A 21,934-nucleotide genomic window follows, 5' to 3' on the forward strand; every position below is an offset into this window, starting at 1 on the left:
GTTAGGGTCGAGGTATGCCTACTCCCGACTTCATCCGTGAGATCAGGGCCTCGGCGGGCCATCAGCTGCTGTGGCTGCCCGGCGTCAGCGCCGTCGTGTTCGACGACGCCGGGCGGGTACTGCTCGGCCAGCGCGCCGACAACCACCGGTGGACGGTGATCTCCGGCATCCCCGACCCCGGCGAACAGCCCGCGGACTGCGCCGTACGGGAGGTGTACGAGGAGGCCGGCGTGCGCTGCGTGCCCGAACGCGTGGTCCTGGTGAGGTCGGGGCGGGAGGTCACGTACCCCAACGGCGACCGCTGCCAGTTCATGGACATCACCTTCCGCTGCCGTGCCGTGGGCGGCGAGGCCCGCGTCAACGACGACGAGTCCCTCCAGGTCGGCTGGTTCGACCTGGACGCGCTGCCCACCCTGACCGAGCGGCAGCACTTCCGTATCAAGCAGGCCCTGACGGACGAACCGGCCCTGTTCTTCACCGCCGCTTCCGGATGACACCGGCGCACGCCTGCCCGTCCCGGCCCGGCCTCCGGGCAGGCGTGCGGCCGGTCTCAGGAACAGATCCAGAAGCCCGGCCAGGAGTCGGTCCCCGCACCGGTGTTCAGCACCCTGACACCGAACGCGAAATTGCAGCCGTACAGGACCGGTGGGGTGAAGGTGACGCGGTAGCCGTGCCGGTCGCCGTAGCCCGGGTACGCCGCCGCGACGTCCGGCCGTGACACGTCCGCGGTGTAGGGCCCGTAGTCGTGGCCGCCGTACTCGACCATCACCTGCACCGGTCCCGCTGTGTCCGGATCGAGCGCCCAGCCCTCGACGACGACCGACGAACCGGACACGGTGTAGGTGTCGAGGCTGCCCACCGGGTCGTGGGAGACGCTCAGTGCCGAACAACCGATCCCCGCGTCCGTGCCCGCTCCGATGTTGTTCGCGACCGCGCACACGGTGCCCGTGGCCGTGGGAACGCCCAGGAAACCGGAGTAGGCCCCGCCCGAGTCGGTGGTCAGCGTGCCCACCGTCGTGCCGCCCATGCTGAAGGTGACCGACACCGGGCCGCCGTCGGGGTCGTGAGCCTGCCCCGACACCATGATCCCGCCCGGCGAGCGCGTCACCGGACTCAGGGTTCCGTAAGGGTCGTTGAGCCCGTCGCCCGGCTCCTCGAAGCACCAGTCCGGCGGATTGTCGCTGGAGCACGGCGAAGCCGCGTGCGCCGGTGCGGCCGTGGGCAGGACCAGCACGGCCAGGCCGGCGAGCGCCGCCGCCAGCGAGCCCGCGGCCTTGCCGCGCCGTCTGTGACGAATCCTCATCAGCGTTCCCCCATGTGTACGAAGATGTGCCGTCCGGCGGTCCCCGGCGGCTCCCACGAGCGTCACCCGCCGTACTTGGCAACGACTTCGGAGCGGCTTGGAAGCGAGGGTCCAAGCGGATGCCGAGCGCGGTCGTCCAGGCTTGCGGAGCGCACCGGGCAACGGCCCGTGCGGACCGTCCAGGGGGAACTGAACGATGTCTGTGAAAACGACACGCGCCGTCCGGCTCGGCGCCGTACCGGCCGCCGCTCTGACCGGCGCCCTGATGTTCGGGGCCGCTCCGGCCCACGCGGACGAACCGACCAGCCGCACCGTCGAACTGAGCACGGCGACCGTGGGCACGGCGGCGGGCGACTGCACCGCGTTCCAGGTCTGGGGGCCGGGGGACCCGCAGGGCAACTACGAGGCGTGCCACTTCGACAGCAGCCGTACCGCCGTCGCACTCGGCACCGTCGACGACGCCACCCGGCAGGCCGTCGAGGCGAAGCTCCGCACCGCCGCCGGCGGGGAGACGACCGTGCGGGACCTCGTCTCCTACTGCCCCTACTGGATGACGACCGGTCCCGACCGCACTCCGCGGGTCGTCTACCGGACCAAGAACTACAGCGTCCAGGTCGTCGACCACTACGCGGACGGCAGCACGACCACCGCCTACAGCGGCAGCGGAAGCTACCAGGAGTACCCCACGGTCACCTGGACCCCCGGCTGCTGGACCCGCTGAACCACGGGGGGCCGGCCGCCCACGGCCGGTCCCCTGCCGGAGGCCGCGGGGTCCGGTGACCGCGGGATCCGGTGAGAACCCCGCGGCGGCCGTCCGGCGCGGCGGCCTTCCCGGCCGGGCGGCCGATTGGGCATACTCTCCAGGCGATGAGCCGGGGGGTACGCCGTGGGCAGCGCCGTCGATGTGCGGCTGGGGGTACTGGGGCCGCTCCGCGCGGAGGTCGACGGGCGGGAAGCGCCGCTGGGCGGGCCACGCCAGCGGTCCGTCCTGGCAACCTTGATCATCGCGCGGGGCGCGGTGGTGACCGCCGACCGGATCGTCTCCCAGGTGTGGGAGGGTTCCAGGACCCCTTCGCCGACCACCCTCCACGCCTGTGTGTCCGGACTCCGCAGGGTGCTCGAGCCGCGGCGGGCGGCGCGGGCACCGGCCGGGCTGCTGGTGCGCGAGGGGCCGGGATACGCGCTGCGGATCGACCCCGCCGCGGTCGACGCCGAGGAGTTCGCGGAGCTGGCCGTGCGGGGCAGGCGCGCGCTGGACGCGGGCGAACCGGAGGGCGCCCAGGAGCTGCTCGGCCGGGCGCTCGCACTGTGGCGGGGGCCCGCCTACGCCGACCTCGCCGACGCCGGCTTCGCCGCACCGGAGCGGGCCCGTCTGGAGGAACTGCGGGCCACCGCCGCTGAGGACCGGCTGGCGGCCGCCGTCCGGTCGGGACAGCACGGCGCGGCCGTGGGCGAGCTGGAAGCGATGGTGGCCGAGCAGCCGCTGCGGGAACGCGGCTGGGAACTCCTGGCGCTCGCCCTGTACCGGTCGGGGCGGCAGGCCGAGGCCCTGGCCGCACTGCGCACCTTACGGAGGCGGCTCGCCGACGATCTGGGGATCGAACCCGGAGCCGGGCCGCGCGCCATGGAGGCGGCCATCCTCGCGCAGGATCCGGTCCTGCTGGCCGCGCCGGCCGGGCGGCCCCGACCCGGCACGGTCACCGCCACCGGTGCCGCGGCGGGCTCCGCCACCGGCGCCGCGGTGACCACCGGGACCGCGCCCCACCCGGCTGCGGCTTCCGCAGCCGCCGCTTTCCCCGCTGGGGCCCCCGATTCTCCGGTCAGGGCTCTCCCGGTCCCCGCGTCCCCTGCCCCGGCCGCCACCGCTACGGCCACCGGTCCACGGGCACGTACCTCCGCCCGCAGTGCGGCGGCCCCCGTCCACGGCAACCTGCCCTTCGCCACATCGGGTCTCGTCGGCCGCGGCACCGATCTCGCCGCGGTGGGCGGCCTGCTGGCCGAGCACCGGCTGGTCACCCTGACCGGCCCGGGCGGCGTCGGCAAGACCCGGCTGGCGCTGGAGGCGGCCCGTGCCCGCGCCGACACCGACGGACCGTGGCTCGTGGAACTCGCCGGGCTGCACGCGCCCGAACTCCTCGCCGCCACCTGCGCGACCGCCCTGGGCCTGCCGCCCACCGGCTCCACCGACCGGCTGGCCGTCCTGCTCGGCGGGCGCAGCACTCTGCTGGTCCTGGACAACTGCGAGCACCTGCTGCCCTCGGCCGCGGAACTGGTCCACACCCTGCTGGCCCGCTGCGGCGGCCTGCGGATCCTCGCCACCAGCCGTGAACCGCTCACCGTGGAGGGCGAGGCGGTTCTCGAGGTACCGCCGCTGCCCGCGGCGACCGACGCGGCCGAACTGTTCTGCCGCCGCGCGGCGGCGGCCCAGCCGGGCTGGGCACCCGGGCCCCGGGAGCGCGTCCGGATCACCGGCCTGTGCGCCGGACTGGACGGGATCCCGCTGGCCGTCGAACTGGCCGCGGCGCAGTTCCGCACGCTGTCCGTGGGCCAGATCGCCGACGCCCTGGACGACCGTTTCACCCTTCTCACCTCGGCGGCGGCCGGGCGGCCCGCCCGCCACCGCGCCCTGTACGACACCATCGCCTGGAGCGATCAGCTGCTGCAACCGGCCGAGCGCCGTCTCTTCCACCGGCTCGGCGTCCTCGCCGCCGGTTTCGACCTGGAGACGGCCGCCGCGGTCACGGACGTCACTCCGGTGCTCGCCCCGCTGTCGGCCCTGGTCCGCAAGTCCCTGCTGACCGTCGAGCCCGGCAGCGCACCACGCCGCTACCGCATGCTCGACACGGTGCGCCACTACGCGCGAAACGCACTCGCGCCCGGCGAACTGGCACGGGCGGAGCGGCGCCACCGCGCCTGGGCCCTGGCCAGAGCGGAGCACGACGAGCCGAGGCTGCGCGGCCCGCAGGGCGCGCGACTCCTCGACGGGCTCGGCCGGGACCGGGCCGAGTTCCGTGCCGCGTTCGCCTCCGCCCTGGCGGCCGGGGACGCCGACCACGCGCTGCGCCTGGGCGGTGCGCTGTTCTGGTACTGGTTCCGCCGGGGACCGGTCACCGAGGGCCTGGCCTGGCTGGACAAGGCCCTCGCCGCCGCGCCGGACGCCGATCCCGGCACCCGGGCACGCGCCCGGTTCGCCCATGCCGGCCTGAGCTACCTGGCCGGGCAGACGGTCCCGGCCCACCGGGCGGCCCGGACCGCGGCCCGGGAGGCCCGGCAGGCCGGCGACCTGGTGACCGAGGCGAGCGCCCTCACGTACGCCGCCTACTTCGGCGCGCTCGCCGGCGCGCCGGCCGGTGCCGCGGGCCTGGCCCGTACCGGGGTCGCCCTGGCCCGCCGCACCGCCCTGAGGTGGCTGGAGGCGGAGACGCTGATGGTCCAGGGCATGCTGAAGCGGGTCCTCGGGGATCTGCCGGGCGCGGACGCGGTGCTGCGCGAGGCGGTCACGGCCGCCCGGTCCTGCGGTCACGACTGGGCCGCCGACGGCGCGGCCTGGTGCGCCATGAAGACCACTTCGGACCGCGGGGACGGAGCGGGGGCGCTGGCGATCGCCGGGGACGTCCTGGCCGGTATGGACCGCTACGGCGACGCACCGTTCTGGCTGGTGACGGCCCACAGCGCCGCCCGGGCGCTGGTCCTCACCGGCCGTCCCGAAGAGGCCGCGGTGCTGATGGGCGCCGTCGAGGCGATCGGCGGGCAGGCCGGCGTCTCCCCGGAGTCGATGGACCCGCTGGACGGGCCCCGGGAGGCGGCCGCCGTACGCCGGGCACTGCCCGCGCAGGAGTACGAGCGCCACGCGGCCCGCGGACGGACGCTGTCCCGGGAGGAGGCCGGCGCCCTGCTGGCCGGTCTGGTCGCCGGTCGCTGACCGCCGCCGGGCGGTCCGTGCCGGCCGGTACGGCGAACCACTGACGGCACGCTGCGGCCCGTGCCCGGCTGGTCCCGTGGGCCTGGGCCCGGGCCGACGGGTGGACTACGCTCTGGCGGGATCCGGGCGGGGACACGGGGGTGTCGGATGGACGGCGGCGGGCTGCGGTTGTCGGTGCTCGGGCCCCTGCGGGCCGAACGGGACGGGCACCGGATCGGACTGGGCGGGGCACGGCAGCGGGCGGTGCTCGCGGTGCTGCTGGTGGCGCGGGGCCGTACCGTGGCCGCCGAGCGGATCATGTCCGAGGTGTGGCAGGGATCCCCGCCCTCCGCGACCACCCTGCACGCCTATGTGTCCGAACTGCGCAAGGCCCTCGAGCCGGGACGTGCCGCACGCGCCCCCTCCCGGCTGCTGGTCCGTGAGGGGCCGGGCTACGCGCTGCGGCCCGGACCCGGTGCCGTGGACGCCGAACACTTCACCCGACTGGCCGTCCGGGGCCGCAGGGCGCTGGACGACGGCGCTCCGGAAGCGGCACACGAACTCCTCGGCCACGCCCTGGACCTGTGGCACGGTCCGGCCTACGCGGATCTCACCGATGTGCCGTGCGTGTCGGCGGAAGCCGCCCGGCTGGAGAATCTGCGCGCCACCGTGCACGAGGACCGGCTGGCCGCCGCCGTCGCGACGGGCAGACACGCGGCCGTCGTCGGCGAACTGCGGGCACAGGTCGAGCAGTACCCGCTGCGCGAGCGCTGCTGGGAACTGCTCACGCTGGCGCTGTACCGGTCGGGACGGCGGACCGACGCCCTGAACGCGCTGCGTACCGTACGGCTGCGCCTCGCCGACGAACTCGGCATCGATCCGGGACCCGCGCTGCGCGACCTGGAGTCGGCGGTCCTCACCCGGGACCCGCGGCTCGAACCACCGGCCGTCCCGGTCCGGCCGGGGCCCGCGGCCCCGGGCGACGGTGCCGCCCGGTCCGGGCAGGCGCCGGAGCGGGGCGGCAATCTGCCGTTCGCGCTGTCCGGGTTCGTGGGCCGGACGGCCGGCATCGCCGCCGTCGGGGAACTGCTGGAGCACTACCGGCTGGTGACCCTCACCGGGCCGGGCGGAGTGGGCAAGACCCGGCTGGCGCTGGAGGCGGCCCGGCGCCGCCGCGACGACGACGGGCCCTGGCTCGTGGAACTGGCCCGGCTCACCTCCCCCGAGCTGCTGGCCGCCACCGTCGCCGACGCCGTCGGTGTCCCCGGGATCGGCTCCGCCGCGCACCTGGCGGACGTGCTCGCCGACTGCGAACTGCTCCTGGTGCTCGACAACTGTGAGCACCTGCTCGAACCGGTCGCCGCCCTCACGGGGGTGCTCCTGGCCCGCTGCGGCGGGCTGCGGGTGCTGGCCACCAGCCGGGAAGCACTGGGCGTCGACGGCGAGGCCTGCTACGAGGTGCCGCCGCTCGACCCGGCCGGCGACGGCCGGGAACTGTTCCTGAAAAGGGCCGCCACCGCGCTGCCCGCCTGGTCGCCCGACCCCGCCGACCTGGACCGGATCGCCGGTGTGTGCGCCGACCTCGACGGCATCCCCCTGGCCATCGAACTCGCCGCCGCACAGTGCCGGGTGCTGTCCGTCGGCCAGATCGCCGACGCGCTGCACGACCGCTTCGAGGTCCTCGTCGGCGGTCCGGTCGGCGTGCCGGAGCGGCACCGCACGATCGAGGAGACGGTCGCCTGGAGCCACCGGCTGCTCGACGCGCCGGAACGGCGGCTGTTCCACCGGCTGGGGGTCTTCGCGGCCGGGTTCGACATCGACGCCGCGGCCGCGGTCGGCGGCCGCACTCCCGTACTGCCCCCGCTGTCCGGCCTGGTCCGCAAGTCCCTGGTGGCGGTCGAGCCGGATTCGGCACCCCGCCGCTACCGGATGCTGGAGACCCTGCGGCAGTTCGCACTGCGGGAGATCGGTCCCGGCGAGCTGGCGGGGGCCAGGGACCGGCACCGTGCGTGGGCGCTGGCACGGGCGGAGAACGCCGAACGGCTGCTGCACGGTTCCCAGGCGGCCGAGACGCTGCGCGGGCTGTCCCGCGACCAGCCGGAGTTCCGGGCCGCCTTCACCACGGCACTCGCGGCCGGGGACGGCGGGTACGCGCTGCGGCTGGGCGGCGCGCTGTACTGGTTCTGGTACCGCATGGGGCACATCCGTGAGGGCCTCGCCCGGATGCGGGACGCCTTCGCCGCCGTCCCGGACGCGGACCCCGCCGTGCGGTGCCGGGCACGGCTCGCCGTCGGCGGACTGAGCTATCTGGCGGGCCGCCCGGACCGGGCGTACGACGCCGTGCTGCTGGCGGAGCAGGAGGCCCGGGAGTGCGGCGACCTCGTCGTCCTGGCATCGGCACTGGTCGGCCGGACCCACTTCGGAGTGCTCGCCGGGAAGCCGGTCGACGCGCCCGCCCTGGCTCGCGACGCCGTCGCGGCGGCCCGGCGCAGCGGCCAGGAGTGGCTGGTGGCAGAGGCACTGATGGTGCGGGGCATGCTGGCGAGGGTCATGGGGGACCTCCCGGCCGCGGCCGGGCTGCTGTCCGAGGCCATCACCGTCGCGAACTCCTGCGGACACGACTGGGCCGCCGGCTCCTCGGCATGGGGCGGTATGAAGACGGCGTGCGACCGCGGTGACGGCGACGGCGCCCTGGACATCGCCGCGGACATCCTGGCGGCGCTCGACCGGCACGACGACGTCACCTCCCGCCTGGTGCTGTTCCACACCGCCGCCCACGCGCTCGCCCTGACGGGCCGGGCCGCGCAGGGCGCCACGGTGCTGGGCGCGGTGCAGGCCATCGGCCGGCGCGTCGGCTTCTCACCGGAGCTGATGGATCCGCTCGACGGGCCCCGGGAGGCCGCCGCGGTACGCGACGCCCTCTCGCCCGCCGCCTACGCCCGCCACGCGGGCGAGGGCGCCGGACTGTCCCTGAACGACCTCACGGACCGGCTGACGACCCTGATCGCGTCGGTTCGGACCGGCGGCGGTCCGCGGCCGTCGACATGAAAGCCCAGCTCACAGGCGCCGCAGACGCTCTCAAGTGGCCAACGGTCCCCTGACGGGAACCGTTCGTCCCTCTCGCCCGGGGCGCCGCGTGCCGATCCTTGAAGCAGCGCGAGCACCGGCTTCGGCCATCGTGGTTCCCCCGTCCCACCGGATCGGCGCCCGCGCTGCCTCGACCCCCGGGGCGAACACAACGGCAGCGCCGTGTGACGGATGGAGGTGTGCTCCATGAAGGCCGGACCGCCCCGGGGACATGTACCCGACAGCTAGCCGTACGCGACACGAACCCGACCCGACCACGACACAGCACACCGTCATCGTCCGTCATCACGTCCGTCACATCGACCGGCACCTCCTGTGCCACGGCATCTGTCCGTAGCTGCCGGCAACCGTCGGCAACCGTCATCACGATCGTCATCACGACAACGACTCAGGCCGCACACTTCCCCGCCCCCGACCTCTACGGCATCCGGGACCCGTAGAAGGCAGGGGGCGGGGTTGTGTGCATGGTCCGCCGGTGGCCGGGTACGCGTTCCAGGCCCCGCCCGGGAGCGGTCAGTGCCGGGCGCCCACGAACGCTGCGATCAGGGGAACTGCCATGGACACACCCGCGAACCACTCGAGTGCCACTCCGGCCCAGCAGGCGCTGGACGTGCTGGCCGAGAACACCGAGGACACGTCGGCGCTGGACGCGCTCGCGAGCAGCGAGGTCCTTGTGCCCGTGCCGGACGACGTCGCGGAGGAGGACGCGCACAACCCGGCCGCGGTCGCGCTGCCCGTACTGGAACAGCCCGGCGGTGAGCAGGTCGTACCGGTGTTCACGACCGAGGCCGAGATGGTCGACCTGCTGCCGTTCGTCTCCCGCTACCGTCTGGTGCCGCTCGGTGCCCTCGCCTCGCAGTGGCCCGCCGGTGATCTGGCGCTCACCATCGACGGCAGCTCCGACCACGGTCTGACGCTCACCGCGGACGGCGTCCGCACGCTGCTCGCCCGGCCGTGAGCCCGTGCCCCGCCGTACGGGCCGGGGCCGCCCCCGCCGCGCCGCGCACCCGCGGCCGGGGAGGACCGACCCGGGTCAGGACTCCTCGGGCGGGGCCAGTGTCCGCTCCAGCGCCGCCCGCTGCATCGGGAGCACCTCCGTGTGCACGGCACGGCCCTTGCCGGTCAGCTCGACCCACACCCCGCGGCGGTCCTCGGCGCAGACGGAGCGCTTCACCAGACCGTCCTTCTCCAGGCGCCCGATCAGCCGGGACAGCGCGCTCTGGCTGAGGTGGATCCGCCCGGCCAGGTTCTGCACCCGGCAGTGGTCACCTTCCCGGGGCGACTCGGCGGCGAGGATGTCGAGGACCTCGAAGTCGCTCGCCCCCAGGCCGTAGGGATGCAGGACCCGGTCGATCTCGCACAGCGTGCGGGCGTGCACGGAAAGGATGTCCCGCCACCGTTCCTCGAGCCGGGTGCCGCCGCCGGCCGTCTCCACGTCCATACCCGCACGGTAACACCGTCCCGGCCGGTCGTTGATCGTGCAACCAGTACGGCCGGCTGACCTGCGGGCAGGACGTGCGCGCCGGTTCAGGAGGTCGGGTCCTGCAACAGCCCGATCAGGTTGCCGTCGGGGTCCTTCACCGAGGCGATCAGCCTGCCGTTGCCGACGTCCCGGGCGTCCTCGAGCAGTTCGGCGCCCGCGTCCAGCAGCGCCGCGAGCCGCTCGCGCAGATCGGTGACGTGCCAGTACGGGACCGGGCCCGTCATGCCCTTGGCGTGGCCGTTGGGGTCGAGGCCGATGTCCTGCCCGGCGGCCTTGTAGCCGACGTAGTACGGCTCGTCCGCGTAGGGCGGGACGCCGAGCAGGGCGTCGAACACGGACTTCGCGCGGGCGATGTCCTTGACGGGGTAGACGATCGTCTGGAGACCGGTGGTCATGATGCGCTCCTGGAAGTTCCTGGACGTGAGGGCCCGACGGTCGCTGTCGGTGTTCTCACGCTAGGCCGGGGGCGCGGGCCGCGGCTTCTCGAATCCTGACCGCTTCCGGAGCCGGGCACCGTCCCCCACCGCTACCGCACCCGGCACGACCCGTCGTCCGGCACGACCCGTCACCCGGTTCTCGAACCCGCCACCAGCCCACCCCGTGCGGTGCCCGCCGCACGCCCGTGCCGTGCGCCCCGCTCCCGCCGCACGCCGCAGGCCGTGTACGCCTCACGCCGACTCCCGCACCACCAGCTCCGTCGGCAGGATCACCGCGGCCGGGTCCTCCCCGCCGATCTGGGCGAGCAGCACCCGTACCATCTCCGCGCTGATCCGGTCCCACGGCTGGCGGATCGTGGTGAGGGTGGGGCTGGCCGCGGTGGCCGCCGGGGAGTCGTCGAAGCCGCCCACGGCGACGTCCTGCGGCACCCGGCGCCCGGCCCTCCGCAGCGCGGTCAGCACGCCCTGCGCCATCAGATCGGAGGCGACGAACACGGCATCGATGTCAGGCACCCGCGCCAGCAGCCGCTCGGTGGCCGTCTCGCCGCTGGCCCGGCTGTAGTCCCCGGAGACGATCAGTTCCTCGTCGACCCCGATGCCGGCCTCGGTGAGCACCTCCCTGTACCCGGCGAGCCGCTCCACACCTCCCGGGGTGTCCAGGGGGCCGGTGACCACGCCGATGCGGCCGCGGCCCCGCGAGAGCAGATGGCGCACCATGTCGCGCGCGCCGTCCCGGTCGTCCGCGGCCACATAGCTGACCTTGGACCCGAGTCCGATCGGCTTGCCGCACGCCACCAGCGGCACCCCCGCCTCCCGCAGTTCCTGCGCCACCGGGTCCCCGGAGTGACTGGAGACCAGCAGCACCCCGTCGACGTGCCCGGCGGTGATGTACCGCGTGATGCGCCGCCGTTCGTCCCCGGTGCCCGCCAGCATCAGCAGCAGCGGCACGTCGTGCGCGGCCAGCGCCTGGGTGCAGCCGCGCAGCAGGACGTTGAAGTTGGGGTCCTCGAAGAACCGCTCCTGCGGCTCGGTCAGCAGGAAGCCGACGGAGTCGGAGCGGCCGGTGATCAGCGAGCGGGCGTGCCGGTTGACGACGTAGCCCGTCCTGCGGATGGCCGCGTCGACGGCTTCCTGGGCGGCCGGGCTGACGTAGTGCCCGCCGTTGAGGACGCGCGAGACGGTGCCCCGGGAGACACCCGCCTCGCGTGCCACATCATGGATCGTCGGCGGCTTGCGCCGGCCCCCCGGTTGGTTCATGGTCACGATTTTATGGCCCCGGACAGCAGATCCAGACTCCAGAACCGCTGGACGAACAGGAACAGGGCGACCAGCGGCAGCACCGCGAGGAACGCGCCGGTGATGACCAGCGTGTAGAGCGCGGGAGTGTTGGAGCCCTGTTCCAGCAGGGTGTAGAGACCGAGGGTGAGCGGGAACTTCTCGTCGTCGCTGAGCATGATGTACGGCAGCAGGAAGTTGTTCCACACGGCCACGAACTGGAACAGGAACACCGTCACCAGGCCGGGGATCATCATGGGCAGCGCGATCCGGGAGAAGATCCGCCACTCGCCGGCGCCGTCCACCCGCCCGGCCTCCACCACGTCGGCGGGGACCGCCGCGCCCGCGTAGATCCGCGCGAGATAGACGCCGTAGGGGGAGAGGATCTGCGGGAGCAGCACGGAGAGGTACGAGTCCGTGAGGTCGGCCTTGGCCAGCAGCAGGTACTGCGGGATCGCCAGGATCACCGGCGGCATCAGCACCCCGGCGAGCAGCACGTTGAACATCGTCTCGCGGCCCCGGAAGCGGTAGACCGCGAGGGCGTAGCCGCTGAGCGCCGACACGCACGTCGACAGCAGGGCGCCGAGACCGGCGTAGAGGGCGGAGTTGCCCATCCACGTCCAGTAGACGCCGTCGCGGTAGGCGCTGAGATCCTTGATGTTGGCCACGAAGCCCGAGCCGGGCAGGAAGGTGAACGTGGAGAACAGTTCGCGGCCCGACTTGGTGGACGCGATCACCACCCACGCCACGGGCAGCAGGCAGTAGACGGCGCCGAGCAGCAGGGTGACGGTGGGGACGAGGGCGATCCGGCGGCGCAGCGGCGGGCGCCGGGCGGTGCCGGGCGCGGTGTCCGCGGCGGGCCCGGCAGCGGGGACGGCTAGGGAGCTCATGGTGCCTCTTCCTGCTTGGTACGGCGGTTCGCGGCCCGCAGGAAGCCGAAGGACAGCACCAGCGTGGCGATGGCGATCAGGGTGGCCTCGGCGGCGGCCGAGTGGACGTCCCCCCGGTGGAAGGCGTCCTGGTACACCTTCATCAGCGGACTCCAGGTCGTGCGGACGGAATTGGTGAGCGGCCTGAGGGTGGTCGGCTCGCTGAAGACCTGGAGCGTGGCGATGATCGAGAAGAAGAAGGTCAGCACCAGCGACGGCGTCACCATCGGGATCTTGATCCGCAGCGCGATCTGCAGCGGGGTGGCGCCGTCCAGCCTGGCCGCCTCGTACACCTCCGCCGGAATGGACCGCAGCGAGGTGTAGATGACGATCATGTTGAAGCCGGTGCCGCCCCACACCGCGATGTTGGACAGCGCGAGATACAGGGGCCCGCCGTCCAGCAGACCGGGCCGGGGGAGGTGGAGCTTCTCCAGCACGTAGTAGAAGGGGCTGACGTCGGGCAGATAGAGGAAGCCCCACAGCAGTGCCGCCACGACGCCCGGGATGGCGTACGGCAGGAAGATCGCCAGCCGGGAGAACGGCGCGAGCCGCACCCGCTCGGTGTCGAGCATCAGCGCGAAGAGCAGCGCGAGGCCGAGCATCACCGGGACGACGATGCAGCCGTAGCCGAGGACGCGCAGCGCGCCGTTGTGGAACTCGCTGTCGCCGAGGGCGTCGCGGTAGTTCTCCAGGCCGGCCCAGATCTCGCGCCGGGCGCCCGAGCCCAGGCCGAGGCCGGAGACATGCACCTTGCGGAAGCTGAGGTAGACGGCGTAGCCGATGGGGAGCGCGAAGAACAGGGCGAACAGGACGGTCGCGGGGACGAGGAAGAAGTAGGGCGCGCGGAGCGCTCCTTTGAGGGTGGCGGTGGGAGACGGGTGGGCGTACGGGGCCCCCTTGACCCCGTACGGCTTCCGGCGGGCGGCGGATGTCACCGGGAGACCCCGAAGCCCTGCTTCTCCAGGTCGGCGACGGTGGCGTCCTGCATGCTGTGCAGGGCCGCCACGAAGTCCGACCTGTCCTTGGCGGCGGCGCCGAACGCGTCGTTGAAGGTGGCGTAGGCGACGTTCACGTTCGGGCCCCATGCCGAGGGCGCCGTGGTCTTCGCTATCGCCGCGGCCCTGGTGTAGAAGTCCGCCTGGTTCGAGAAGTACGCCGGCGGCTCGGCGAAGGCGCCGGACAGCTGGGCGGAGGTGGATGCCGGGTAGATGCCGCTCTCCTTGGCGAGGGCGTTGAGCGCGTCGCCGTCCGTGTTCAGCCACGCGGCGAACTTCGCTGCGGCCGTCCGGTGCTTGGAGTCGGTGGTCACGGCGGTGGAGGAGCCGCCCCAGCTGCCCGTGACGTTCTCGGACGGCGACCACTGGGGGAGCGGGGCCATGGCCCACTTGCCCTGGGTGTCCGGCGCCGCGGTGGTGAGGGTGCCGGGCGCCCAGACGGCGCTGACCCAGGCGATCTGCTTGCCGGTGTTCAGGGCCTTGTTCCAGGACGGGGTGTACATCGGCTGGTTGTCGATGACGCCCTCCTTGACCAGGCCGCCCCAGAACGTGGCGACCTTCTGGGTGGCCGCGTCGTCGATGGCGACCTTCCACTTGTCGCCGGAGGTGGTCCACCACTTGGCGCCGGCCTGCTGGGCGAGACCGGCGAACAGGCCCGAGTCGTTGGCGGAGAAGGTGGTGAGGTCGGTGCCGGGCGAGGCCTTCTTCAGCTTGCGCGCGGTCTCGGCGAACTGCTCCCAGGTGGTGGGGACCGTGAGCTTGTACTTCTTGAACAGGTCCGCGCGGTAGTAGAACATCATCGGCCCGATGTCCTGCGGCACCGCGTAGACCGCGTCCGTGCCCAGCGTGGTCTGCTGCCAGACACCGTCGGCGAACTTGCTCCTCGCGTCGCCGACCTCCTTGGAGATGTCGGCCAGCGCGTCGTTGCTGACCAGCGTCGGCAGTGCCTGGTACTCGGCCTGGACCAGGTCGGGGGCCTTCTTCGCCTGGTGCGCGGTGAGGATCTTGGTGACCAGGGTGTCGCCGGAGGCCTGCTTCTTCACCGTGACGGTGATCTGCGCCTTCTTGCCCGGCCCCTTGTTCCACAGGGCGACGACCTTGTCCATGCCGGGCGCCCAGGACCAGTACGTCAGTGACACCGGGCCCGACCCGGACGTGCTGTCGTCGCCCGAGCCGCAGGCGGCGAGGGCGGTGGCGCCGAGGGTGACGGCGAGGACGCAGGCCGTGCTTCTGAGCGGACGCGGGCGCTTGGTGTTCGGCATGGATCTCTCCCCTGACCAGGGTCCGCCGCCTTGTGCGGAGGACCTGCCATGCGGCTCTCCGGGCGTTTCGGCCCGGTCGTGAGCCCCAGCTCCGGGCCCGGTCGCGGGCCCCGCACGGCAGCGGTCCCGACCGTCGCGAGGTGTCGCCGTGCGTCTGTGAGCGTTCACAGTAGAGAAACATCCCGGACACTTGTCAATGGTTGTTGCTGTGCGGTTATGTTGGGCTGACACCGCCACCGCTGTGTGTGAACGTTCCCATATGATCGATCAACGGGAGAGATCCATGCCGGAGACCACCCCCCAGGGCCTCACCAGGCTCGCCTTCGGTGGCGACTACAACCCCGAGCAGTGGCCGGAAGACGTCTGGGAGGAGGACGTCCGGCTGATGCGGGAGGCCGGCGTCACGATGGTGAGCGTGGGGATCTTCTCCTGGGCCCTGCTGGAGCCCGCCCCGGGGGAGTACGACTTCGGCTGGCTCGACCGGGTGCTGGACCTGCTGCACGGCAGCGGCATCCGGGTCGACCTCGGCACGCCCACCGTGGCGCCGCCCGCCTGGTTCTACCGGGCGCATCCCGAGGCCCTGCCGGTGACGGCGGAAGGCGTGCGCCACGAGTTCGGCTCCCGCGGCGCCATCTGCCACAGCAACGCCGACTACCGTGCCGCCGCCGCGAGCATCACCACCCGGCTCGCCGAACGGTACGGCGACCACCCGTCGCTGGCGATGTGGCACGTCCACAACGAGTACGGCGTCCCCGTCTCGGCCTGCTACTGCGACTCCTGCGCCGCTCACTTCCGCCGCTGGCTGGCCCGCACCCACGGCACCGTCGAGGCGGTCAACGCGGCCTGGGGCACCGCCTTCTGGGGCCAGCACTACACCGGTCTGGACCAGATCAACCCGCCGCGCGCCACCCCCACCGTGGTCAACCCCGGCCAGGCGCTGGACTACCGGCGCTTCGCGGACGCCACCATGCGGGAGAACTTCACCGCGGAGCGGGACATCCTGCACCGCCTCTCGCCGGGCGTGCCGGTCACCACCAACTTCATGACCGCCCTCAGCCAGTGCGACTCGGTCGACTACTGGGCCTGGGGCCGCGAGGTCGACATCGTCACCAACGACCACTACCTGATCACCGACGGCCGCCGCACCCACGTCAACCTCGCCATGGCCGCCGACCTCACCCGTTCCGTCGCGGGCGGCGCCCCCTGGCTGCTGCTGGAGCACTCCACCTCGGGCGTCAACTGGCAGCCCCGCAACCCGGCCAAGGCACCCGGCCAGATGGCCCGCAACTCGCTGGCCCATGTGGCCCGCGGCTCCGAGGGTGCCATGTTCTTCCAGTGGCGCCAGTCCCGGCACGGTGCCGAGAAGTTCCACTCGGCGATGCTGCCGCACGGCGGCACCGACACCCGGGTGTGGCGCGAGGTCGTCGAACTGGGCGCCGCCCTCGACTCGTTGAGCACCGTCCGGGGCACCCGCACCTGTGCCGACGCGGCCGTGCTGTGGGACTGGCAGTCCTGGTGGGCGCAGAACCTCGACTGGCGGCCCAGCGAGGACCACGACCCGCGCGAGCGCGCCGACACCTTCTACGAGGCCCTCTACGACCGCCACCTCACCGTCGATTTCGCCCACCCGGAAGCCGACTTGTCGAGGTATCCCCTGGTCGTCGTACCGGCGCTCTATCTGATGACGAAGGCGGCCGGGCAGCGCCTCACCGCGTACGCCGAGCGGGGCGGCACGCTCGTGGTGTCGTACTTCTCCGGCATCGTCGACGAGCACGACGCCGTCCATGAGGGCGCCTGCCCCGGCGCCCTGCGCGAGGTCCTCGGCCTGACCGTGGAGGAGTTCGCACCGCTGCTCCAGGGCGAGCGGGTGCGGCTCACCGGACCCGGCGGGGCCGGACCGAGCGGCGACGTGTGGACGGAGTTCGTGGTGCCGCACGGCGCCGAGACCGTGTGGACGTACGCCGACGGGCTCGCCGCGGGCCGTCCCGCCGTCACCCGGCACCGGCATGGCGAGGGCACCGCCTGGTACGTGTCCACCCGCCTCGACGCACGCGCCCTGGACACCGTGCTCGGCGCCGCCGCCGAGGACGCCGGGATCGCGCCGCGCGCCGATCTGCCCCGCGACGTGGAGGTCGTACGGCGCTCCGGCGAGCGGGGCGAGTACCTGTTCGCGATCAACCACACCGCCGCCGACGCGAAGGTGCCGCTGGAGACGTCCGGCACCGAGCTGCTGACGGGCGAGCGTGCCGCGGGCCGCCTCGCGGTCCCGGCGGGAGCCGTGCGGGTCGTACGCCTCGACGGCTGAGCCGACTCCCCTCCGCCCGCGGTCCCGGCCCCTGGCCGGCTTGCGCGCGGAGGGGCCCGCGCCCCGTACGACGGGCGACGGCCCGGGGGCGCCCCCTCCCCATCACGTCGAAGGGACGACGGATGCTGATGTTCCACCCCGGAATGCCCCGCCCCAGGACCTCAGGTCCCAGACGCACCGACGGCGCCGGCCGTGCCGGTGCGACCGGTTTCACCCGGACCGTCATGGCTGTCAGAGGCATCGGTACCGCCGGCGCGGTCAGGGCCCTGCTGCTGCCGCTCCTGGCGGGCCTCGCCCTCGTCGCCCTGCCGGCCCAGACCGCGCAGGCCGCGAGCACCCTCACCAACGGCGGCTTCGAGTCCGACGGCACGGGCACGGCCGTGCCGGGCGGCTGGTCCGAGTACGGCGACACGGGCGCCTCCTACACCGAGGCGGGCGGGCACTCCGGGAGCTACCGGCTGAGCCACTACTCGTCCTCCGCCTACACGGTGGAGACCTACCAGTACCTCTCGGGCCTCACCAACGGCTCCTACCACCTGACCGCCTGGGTCCGCTCCGGCGGCGGCCAGAACGCGGCGTACCTCGCGCTGAAGAACTGCGGCGGCAGCGAACAGCGCACCGATCTGCCGGTCTCGTCCAGCGGCTGGATCCGGATCGTGGTGCCCGTCAGCGTGACGAACAACCAGTGCACGGTCAGTGTCCACAGCGACGCCAACGCCGGGAACTGGATCAACGTCGACGACCTGACCTTCACCTCCGGCACCACCGGCACCTCGGTCCACGGTGCCGACATCTCCTCCCTCGCCAAGAGCGAGGCCAAGGGCGGGGTGTACCGGACGGCATCCGGCAGCAGCGGGGACGCCCTCACGGTCCTCAGGTCGTACGGCATGAACTACGCCCGGCTGAAGGTGTGGGTGAACCCGGCCGACGGTTACAACGAGAAGTCGCACGTGCTGGCCCTGGCCAAGCGCATCAAGGCGCAGGGCATGAAGCTGCTGGTCGACTTCCACTACTCCGACACCTGGGCCGATCCCGGCAAGCAGACCGAACCCGCGGCCTGGGCGAGCCATTCGTACAGTCAGCTCAGGACCGACGTCTACAACCACACCTACGACGTGCTGAACGCGCTCAAGGCCCAGGGCACCACCGCCGACATGGTCCAGATCGGCAACGAGATCAACGGCGGTCTGCTGTGGCCCGAGGGCTCCACGTCCAACTGGTCCCAGCTCGCCGGGCTGCTCGACTCCGGCTATTCCGCGGCCAAGACCGTCAGCCCGTCGACCGTCGTCGCGCTGCACCTCGCCCAGGGCGGCGATCTGGCGGGCACCGAGTGGTGGTTCGACAACGCGGTCGCCCACGGCGTCAGGTTCGACGCGATCGGGCTGTCGTACTACGGCTACTGGCACGGGCCGCTGTCCGACTTCCAGACCACCCTCGACGACGCGGCGGCCCGCTACGGCAAGCCGGTGTTCGTCGCCGAGACGGCCTACCCCTTCCGGCTCGACAGCGACGACTTCCTGGTCAACCAGATCGACACCACCGGTGAACTGGTCTCCGGCTACCCGGCGACGACGGCCGGGCAGACCAGGTGGATGAACGACGTGGCGAGCATCGTGGAGGCCGTCCCGAACGGCCGCGGCCTCGGTGTCTTCTACTGGGAGGCCACCTGGACCGCCGTCACGGGCAACGGCTGGGACCCCGCCGACGCCTCCTCCGGCAACGGCTGGGAGAACCAGGCCCTGTTCGGCTTCGACGACAGGGCGCTCGCCTCGATGTCCTGGTTCGGCCACCGCTGACCGCTGACCGCTGACCGGTGACGTCCGGTTTTGGACCCGGGTGTACGGCCCGGGGACCCGGCCAGGGGCCCGGGACCCCGGCCGTCCCCGGGCGCAAGGCCCTTCGGCCCCGGCCGAGGGCCACGGAGGCCCGGGCGCGCGGGCCCCCGGGTGCGAGAGAGTGGACCATGCCGAGCGGACCCCCAGGGGCCGCCCGGCATGCGGTGGTACGGAGCGGCTCCAATGGAGGGGAACGCGATGCTGAGGATCCCGATCAGCGAGACCCGGGTGGTCATCCTGGACTGGCTCAAGGACCCTGCCACCCACTTCCCGCATCCCCAGCAGCACGGCGACCCGGTGACCGACGGCGTCACCTCCGACGCCGTCGCGGAGAAGCTCGGGGTGTCCCGCGGGACCGCGGAGACCCACCTCACCGTACTCACCGCCTTCGGGCTGCTCAGCAGCAAGGACATGGGCAGCCGCACCTTCTACCGGCGCGACGAGAGCCGCATCTCCGAGGTGTCGGGCATGTTCGAGAAGGGCGTCGTGCGGCTTCCCCGCCCCCGGACCGCCCCCGACCGGCAGACCGCACGCCGCTGAAGGCTCCGGTCCCGGCGGCGTCTCACCGCCGCACCTCCCGGCCGGACGGCCCGGAGGGTTCCCGTACGCGACGCGGGCCCGGTCCGCGGGCGACCCCCGCGAAGTGACCCGGGTCCGCGCGCGGCGGTACGCTGTTGCCCGGCCAAGATCACCCCGCGTGGTACGGCGGTGGGGCCGAGGCAGGAGACGTACGACCATGACAGCCCCGGAGACCGAGAGCCTCCGCGTGCGGCCCGAGACCCCGCGGCGGCCCTCCTGGCGTGCCCAGGTCCCCGTGGTCGCGGTCGTCGCGCTCGGCGGAGCCATCGGCGCCACGGCCCGGTACGCGGCCGGCCTGGGGTGGCCGGTCCGGCCCGGCGCGTTCCCCTGGACCACCCTGGGCGTCAATGCCGCGGGCTGCGCCGTGATCGGCGTGTTCATGGTGCTCATCACCGACGTGTGGGCCGCCCACCGGCTGGTACGGCCGTTCTTCGGCACCGGTGTGCTCGGCGGCTTCACCACCTTCTCGACGTACACCGTCGACATCCAGAAACTGGTCGACTCCGGCCACGCCCGCACCGGGCTCGCCTATCTCGCCGCGACCCTGTTCGCGGCCATGGCGGCGGTGTGGCTGGCCGTGACGGCGACCCGCCGCGTCCTGGAGCGGAGGCAGCGATGACAAGGCTGACCGGCAGGGCCCTGCGCGTGACGATCTTCATCGGCGAGAACGACACCTGGCACCACAAGCCCCTCTACACGGAGATCGTGCACCGGGCCCACCGCGCGGGCCTCGCCGGGGCCAGCGTCTTCCGCGGCATCGAGGGCTTCGGTGCCTCGTCCCTGATCCACACCGCGCGGCTGCTGTCGCTCAGCGAGGACCTGCCGGTCGCCGTCGTCGTGGTCGACACCGAGGAGCGGGTGCGGGCGTTCCTGCCGGAACTCGACGAGCTGGTCGGCGAGGGGCTGGTCATCCTCGACGACTGCGAGGTCATCCGCTACGTCGGCCGCGACGGCGGCACCCCGGCGGGGCATCCGCGCGCACCGGGCGAACCGGCCGGAACGGACGTGAAGGGTAAGAAGTCCTCGTGAACTGGCTGCTGGTCGTCGCGGGAGCCGTGATCGGCGCCCCGCTGCGTTACCTCACCGACCGCACGGTACAGTCCCGGCACGACTCGGTCTTCCCCTGGGGCACCTTCGCGGTGAACGTCACCGGCTGTCTGGTCCTCGGTCTGCTCACCGGTGCCGTCTCGGCCGGTGCGGCGGGCCCGCACCTGCAGCTGTTCCTGGGGACCGGCCTGTGCGGTGCCCTGACGACGTACTCCACCTTCTCGTACGAGACACTGCGCCTGACGGAGTCCGGGGCGGGGTTCTACGCGGCGGCCAACGTGGCCGGGAGCGTCTTCGCGGGTCTCGGCGCGGCGTTCGCCGGAGCGTCGATCGCCCAGGCGCTGTGGGCCTAGTGCCGGGCGCCGCGACAGGGCGAACGCCGCCTGTCGCGGCACCGGGCAGGACACCTGAGAGCTTTTCCTGGTAAAAGACTGTCCCAGACTGTCTACAGCACTGTCGACCAATTCACTTCCTCAGAACTGGATCCCATGAGCGTCATCAACGTCGGTCAGGCCGCCGTCCTCGGAGTCGTGGAGGGACTGACCGAGTTCCTCCCCGTCTCCTCCACCGGACATCTGAAGATCACCGAGGGGCTCATGCACATCCCCGTCGACAACGACGCGGTGGTCGGCTTCTCGGCCGTCATCCAGGTCGGCGCCATCGCCGCGGTGCTGCTGTACTTCTTCAAGGACATCGTGCGGATCGTCTCCGCCTGGTTCCGCGGCCTGTTCGACAAGAACGAGCGCTACCACCACGACTACAAGTTCGCCTGGTGGGTCATCTACGCCACGATCCCGATCGTGGTCGTGGGCCTCGCCGCCAAGCCGCTCATCGAGGGCCCGCTGGCCTCCCTGTGGGTGGTCGCCGCGTCCCTCATCGTGGGATCCGGTGTGATGTGGGCGGCCGACCAGATGGGCCGCCACAAGCGGGGCGAGGACGACACCACGTTCAAGGACGCGATGTGGGTCGGCAGTTCGCAGATCCTCGCCCTCCTCTTCCCGGGCTTCTCCCGCTCCGGCGCCACCATGTCCACGGCGCTGGTCCTGGACCTCGACCGTGTCGCCGCCACCCGGCTCTCCTTCTTCCTCGGCATCCCCGCCCTGACCGGCGCCGGCCTCTACGAGCTCAAGGACGCCCTCGGCACCGGCGTGGGCGCCATGCCGCTGGCCGTCGGCACGATCGTCTCCTTCGTGGTCGCCTACGCCTCCATCGCCTGGCTGCTGAAGTTCGTCGCCAAGCACTCCTTCAACGCCTTCGTGATCTACCGGATCATCATCGGCGCGGTACTGCTCGGGCTGCTGGGCACGGGCGTGCTGAACGCCTGAGACCTCCGGTGCCCCGCCGGGGCGTGCGGCCCGTCCAACCGGGCCGCACGCCCCGCACGCCCCGCGTGACGTCGCCGGACGGCGTGCCGCACGCCCCGGCGAGGTGCCGCTCACGTTCCGGTCACGCGCAGGTCGCCGGGCGGAGGGCGGGGCGTCGGTCCGCGGCCACCC

Annotated in this window: 19 protein-coding genes; 12 read left to right on the forward strand and 7 right to left on the reverse strand. The window is 72.9% G+C overall.

Going from position 1 to position 21,934, the window contains the following annotated elements; translation table 11 throughout:
• Positions 1 to 14: 14 nt before the first annotated feature.
• Positions 15 to 494 carry an NUDIX domain-containing protein gene (locus tag ABZ862_RS16185; RefSeq protein WP_360957988.1) on the forward strand — a complete coding sequence of 160 codons (480 nt, stop codon included), beginning with the start codon at positions 15 to 17 and terminating at the stop codon, positions 492 to 494.
• A gap of 56 nt (positions 495 to 550) precedes the next feature.
• Here the strand turns inward: ABZ862_RS16185 and ABZ862_RS16190 are convergent, their stop codons facing one another.
• Positions 551 to 1,303 (reverse strand): hypothetical protein, encoded by a 753-nt coding sequence (locus ABZ862_RS16190; RefSeq protein WP_360957991.1) that lies wholly within the window; start codon positions 1,301 to 1,303, stop codon positions 551 to 553.
• 196 nt (positions 1,304 to 1,499) lie between these two features.
• Here ABZ862_RS16190 and ABZ862_RS16195 point away from each other — a divergent pair, with 196 nt between their 5' ends.
• The 4 genes from ABZ862_RS16195 (at position 1,500) to ABZ862_RS16210 (ending at position 9,249) form a co-directional block, all read left to right on the forward strand.
• The gene (locus ABZ862_RS16195) at positions 1,500 to 2,024 is read left to right on the forward strand and encodes a hypothetical protein (protein ID WP_360957994.1); all 525 of its coding nucleotides are present in this window, start codon (positions 1,500 to 1,502) and stop codon (positions 2,022 to 2,024) included.
• A 165-nt stretch (positions 2,025 to 2,189) separates the two neighbouring features.
• The gene (locus ABZ862_RS16200) at positions 2,190 to 5,225 is read left to right on the forward strand and encodes a BTAD domain-containing putative transcriptional regulator (protein ID WP_360957997.1); all 3,036 of its coding nucleotides are present in this window, start codon (positions 2,190 to 2,192) and stop codon (positions 5,223 to 5,225) included.
• Positions 5,226 to 5,372: 147 nt separating this feature from the next.
• Positions 5,373 to 8,252, forward strand: coding sequence for a BTAD domain-containing putative transcriptional regulator (locus ABZ862_RS16205; RefSeq protein WP_360958000.1), 2,880 nt, complete (start codon positions 5,373 to 5,375; stop codon positions 8,250 to 8,252).
• 595 nt (positions 8,253 to 8,847) lie between these two features.
• Entirely contained in the window at positions 8,848 to 9,249 is a 402-nt protein-coding gene (locus ABZ862_RS16210) for an SseB family protein (protein WP_360958003.1), read from the forward strand.
• A gap of 75 nt (positions 9,250 to 9,324) precedes the next feature.
• Here ABZ862_RS16210 and ABZ862_RS16215 read toward each other — a convergent pair whose 3' ends face one another.
• From ABZ862_RS16215 to ABZ862_RS16240, 6 genes are all read right to left on the reverse strand, one after another.
• Positions 9,325 to 9,732, reverse strand: a complete 408-nt coding sequence (locus ABZ862_RS16215; protein WP_360958006.1) for a MarR family transcriptional regulator — start codon at positions 9,730 to 9,732, stop codon at positions 9,325 to 9,327.
• 86 nt (positions 9,733 to 9,818) lie between these two features.
• Positions 9,819 to 10,169 (reverse strand): VOC family protein, encoded by a 351-nt coding sequence (locus tag ABZ862_RS16220; RefSeq protein ID WP_360958009.1) that lies wholly within the window; start codon positions 10,167 to 10,169, stop codon positions 9,819 to 9,821.
• Between the two features lie 273 nt (positions 10,170 to 10,442).
• Positions 10,443 to 11,474, reverse strand: a complete 1,032-nt coding sequence (locus ABZ862_RS16225) for a LacI family DNA-binding transcriptional regulator (RefSeq protein WP_360958011.1) — start codon at positions 11,472 to 11,474, stop codon at positions 10,443 to 10,445.
• Entirely contained in the window at positions 11,471 to 12,376 is a 906-nt protein-coding gene (locus ABZ862_RS16230) for a carbohydrate ABC transporter permease (protein WP_360958014.1), read from the reverse strand. The genes ABZ862_RS16225 and ABZ862_RS16230 overlap by 4 nt, the downstream gene beginning before the upstream one ends.
• The gene (locus ABZ862_RS16235) at positions 12,373 to 13,350 is read right to left on the reverse strand and encodes a sugar ABC transporter permease (RefSeq protein ID WP_360958017.1); all 978 of its coding nucleotides are present in this window, start codon (positions 13,348 to 13,350) and stop codon (positions 12,373 to 12,375) included. The genes ABZ862_RS16230 and ABZ862_RS16235 overlap by 4 nt, the downstream gene beginning before the upstream one ends.
• Positions 13,347 to 14,672, reverse strand: a complete 1,326-nt coding sequence (locus ABZ862_RS16240) for an extracellular solute-binding protein (protein WP_360958020.1) — start codon at positions 14,670 to 14,672, stop codon at positions 13,347 to 13,349. The genes ABZ862_RS16235 and ABZ862_RS16240 overlap by 4 nt, the downstream gene beginning before the upstream one ends.
• Positions 14,673 to 14,955: 283 nt before the next feature.
• On the opposite strand from ABZ862_RS16240, the gene ABZ862_RS16245 reads away from it, so the two are divergent.
• From ABZ862_RS16245 to ABZ862_RS16275, 7 genes are all read left to right on the forward strand, one after another.
• The gene (locus ABZ862_RS16245) at positions 14,956 to 16,977 is read left to right on the forward strand and encodes a beta-galactosidase (protein WP_360958023.1); all 2,022 of its coding nucleotides are present in this window, start codon (positions 14,956 to 14,958) and stop codon (positions 16,975 to 16,977) included.
• Positions 16,978 to 17,201: 224 nt separating this feature from the next.
• Positions 17,202 to 18,773 carry a glycosyl hydrolase 53 family protein gene (locus ABZ862_RS16250; protein WP_360958025.1) on the forward strand — a complete coding sequence of 524 codons (1,572 nt, stop codon included), beginning with the start codon at positions 17,202 to 17,204 and terminating at the stop codon, positions 18,771 to 18,773.
• Between the two features lie 237 nt (positions 18,774 to 19,010).
• The gene (locus ABZ862_RS16255) at positions 19,011 to 19,352 is read left to right on the forward strand and encodes an ArsR family transcriptional regulator (protein WP_360958028.1); all 342 of its coding nucleotides are present in this window, start codon (positions 19,011 to 19,013) and stop codon (positions 19,350 to 19,352) included.
• A 196-nt stretch (positions 19,353 to 19,548) separates the two neighbouring features.
• The gene (locus ABZ862_RS16260; RefSeq protein ID WP_360958031.1) at positions 19,549 to 20,010 is read left to right on the forward strand and encodes a CrcB family protein; all 462 of its coding nucleotides are present in this window, start codon (positions 19,549 to 19,551) and stop codon (positions 20,008 to 20,010) included.
• Positions 20,007 to 20,420 (forward strand): DUF190 domain-containing protein, encoded by a 414-nt coding sequence (locus ABZ862_RS16265; protein ID WP_360958034.1) that lies wholly within the window; start codon positions 20,007 to 20,009, stop codon positions 20,418 to 20,420. The genes ABZ862_RS16260 and ABZ862_RS16265 overlap by 4 nt, the downstream gene beginning before the upstream one ends.
• Entirely contained in the window at positions 20,417 to 20,791 is a 375-nt protein-coding gene (gene crcB / locus ABZ862_RS16270) for a fluoride efflux transporter CrcB (protein ID WP_360958037.1), read from the forward strand. Before ABZ862_RS16265 ends, crcB begins: the two co-directional genes overlap by 4 nt.
• Before the next feature lie 135 nt (positions 20,792 to 20,926).
• Entirely contained in the window at positions 20,927 to 21,763 is an 837-nt protein-coding gene (locus tag ABZ862_RS16275) for an undecaprenyl-diphosphate phosphatase (protein ID WP_360958040.1), read from the forward strand.
• Positions 21,764 to 21,934: the final 171 nt, after the last annotated feature.

The sequence above is a fragment of the Streptomyces sp. NPDC047000 genome (assembly GCF_040644295.1).
GTDB lineage: Bacteria > Actinomycetota > Actinomycetes > Streptomycetales > Streptomycetaceae > Streptomyces.

What these genes read in the sequence shown, in the direction of transcription:
- ABZ862_RS16250 (WP_360958025.1), top strand. Translation starts at nt 17,202, where the DNA reads ATGGCTGTCAGAGGCATCGGTACCGCCGGCGCGGTCAGGGCCCTGCTG.
- ABZ862_RS16260 (WP_360958031.1), top strand. Translation starts at nt 19,549, where the DNA reads ATGACAGCCCCGGAGACCGAGAGCCTCCGCGTGCGGCCCGAGACCCCG.
- ABZ862_RS16275 (WP_360958040.1), top strand. Translation starts at nt 20,927, where the DNA reads ATGAGCGTCATCAACGTCGGTCAGGCCGCCGTCCTCGGAGTCGTGGAG.
- ABZ862_RS16230 (WP_360958014.1), bottom strand. Translation starts at nt 12,376, where the DNA reads ATGAGCTCCCTAGCCGTCCCCGCTGCCGGGCCCGCCGCGGACACCGCG.
- ABZ862_RS16245 (WP_360958023.1), top strand. Translation starts at nt 14,956, where the DNA reads ATGCCGGAGACCACCCCCCAGGGCCTCACCAGGCTCGCCTTCGGTGGC.
- ABZ862_RS16215 (WP_360958006.1), bottom strand. Translation starts at nt 9,732, where the DNA reads ATGGACGTGGAGACGGCCGGCGGCGGCACCCGGCTCGAGGAACGGTGG.
- ABZ862_RS16210 (WP_360958003.1), top strand. Translation starts at nt 8,848, where the DNA reads ATGGACACACCCGCGAACCACTCGAGTGCCACTCCGGCCCAGCAGGCG.
- ABZ862_RS16185 (WP_360957988.1), top strand. Translation starts at nt 15, where the DNA reads ATGCCTACTCCCGACTTCATCCGTGAGATCAGGGCCTCGGCGGGCCAT.
- ABZ862_RS16220 (WP_360958009.1), bottom strand. Translation starts at nt 10,169, where the DNA reads ATGACCACCGGTCTCCAGACGATCGTCTACCCCGTCAAGGACATCGCC.
- ABZ862_RS16190 (WP_360957991.1), bottom strand. Translation starts at nt 1,303, where the DNA reads ATGAGGATTCGTCACAGACGGCGCGGCAAGGCCGCGGGCTCGCTGGCG.
- ABZ862_RS16240 (WP_360958020.1), bottom strand. Translation starts at nt 14,672, where the DNA reads ATGCCGAACACCAAGCGCCCGCGTCCGCTCAGAAGCACGGCCTGCGTC.
- ABZ862_RS16205 (WP_360958000.1), top strand. Translation starts at nt 5,373, where the DNA reads ATGGACGGCGGCGGGCTGCGGTTGTCGGTGCTCGGGCCCCTGCGGGCC.
- ABZ862_RS16195 (WP_360957994.1), top strand. Translation starts at nt 1,500, where the DNA reads ATGTCTGTGAAAACGACACGCGCCGTCCGGCTCGGCGCCGTACCGGCC.
- ABZ862_RS16265 (WP_360958034.1), top strand. Translation starts at nt 20,007, where the DNA reads ATGACAAGGCTGACCGGCAGGGCCCTGCGCGTGACGATCTTCATCGGC.
- ABZ862_RS16255 (WP_360958028.1), top strand. Translation starts at nt 19,011, where the DNA reads ATGCTGAGGATCCCGATCAGCGAGACCCGGGTGGTCATCCTGGACTGG.